Source organism: Streptomyces sp. NPDC001530 (assembly GCF_042894545.1).
GTDB lineage: Bacteria > Actinomycetota > Actinomycetes > Streptomycetales > Streptomycetaceae > Streptomyces.
In genome coordinates this window covers 1-1,125 of record NZ_JBIAVS010000062.1, presented here as the reverse complement: position 1 = coordinate 1,125, position 1,125 = coordinate 1, and the positions used below count along the sequence as shown (strand labels likewise).

The 1,125-nt window shown below is 63.3% G+C and carries 1 protein-coding gene; it reads left to right on the top strand.

Translation table 11 applies throughout. The features are described 5' to 3' along the window. Positions 1-680: tetratricopeptide repeat protein (locus tag ACFY0T_RS50055; protein WP_388885878.1), on the top strand; the 680-nt coding region annotated here is incomplete at its 5' end. Between the last annotated feature and the right edge of the window lie 445 nt (positions 681-1,125).

Below are 1,125 nucleotides of genomic sequence, written 5' to 3'. Positions count from 1 at the left end.
TCTTCCAGCAGACCGGCGACACCCACGGCCAAGCCAGCGCCTGGAACAACCTCGGTACTGCACTGGGCGCGCTGCGGCGCTACGACGAGGCACGCGAAGCTCACCAGACCGCCCTCGACCTCTACCAGCAGACCGGCGACACCCACAGCCAAGCCAGCGCCTGGAACAACCTCGGCACTGCACTTCAGGAGCTCGAACGTCACGCTGAAGCACACGAAGCTCACCAGACCGCCCTCGACCTCTACCAGCAGACCGGCGACACCCACAGCCAAGCCACGGCCTGGAACAACCTCGGCAGTGCGCTGGGCGAGCTGCGGCGCTACGACGAGGCACGCGAGGCTAATCAGACCGCCCTCGACCTCTTCCAGCAGACCGGCGACACCCACGGCCAAGCCACGGCCTGGAACAACCTCGGCATGGCCTGCCGCGGTCTTCAGCAGTACACGGAGGCAATCGAGGCAGGAGAGAAAGCGGTCGAAATGCTGACTCAGGAGGAGAACTGGGTGCACGCTGGAGAAGCGTGGGGTGAGTTCGCCACCACCCTGACGGCATCCGGTGCCGAACCGTCCCGGGTTCGGGAGGCATGGGAACAGTCCGCTACGGCCTATACCCGCGCCGGTGACAACGAAGCGGCAGCCGCATCCCGCACAAACGCCGAAATGCCACCACCAGGCACCTGACCATCTATCCGTACGTTCGATCAACTGAGCCTGCCGTCTGGGACCGAGCTTGTGACAGAGCTCCGTGAGTACCCCGGGAGGCGCCCAAGACCGATCCAGTTTGCTGACGTTGCCGTCAGAGTCTGCCGTCACGACCTCTTCCCCGAACCCGGGCAAGATCCACACCTGAGCCGCAGGTCGTTCGAGCAGGTCAGCCGGTTGCTGTGCATTGGCCTCAACAAGCATTTGGTGGGTGTTGGGAGAAGACCTTCTCCCAAATTTCTCCCCCTTCGTGCCCCGACCACCACGACATCATCCGAACCAGAACCCTGCTCGACCGACCAACTGCCCCGATCGGTACGACAACGGCTTCTCAGCTTGATGTTTAACCTCGCTGTTGTTTCAAGCGGACATGCTCGGTGAGGGTTTCGACTCGTTTCACGGTCTTCCCGGGCTCGTGGCGTGG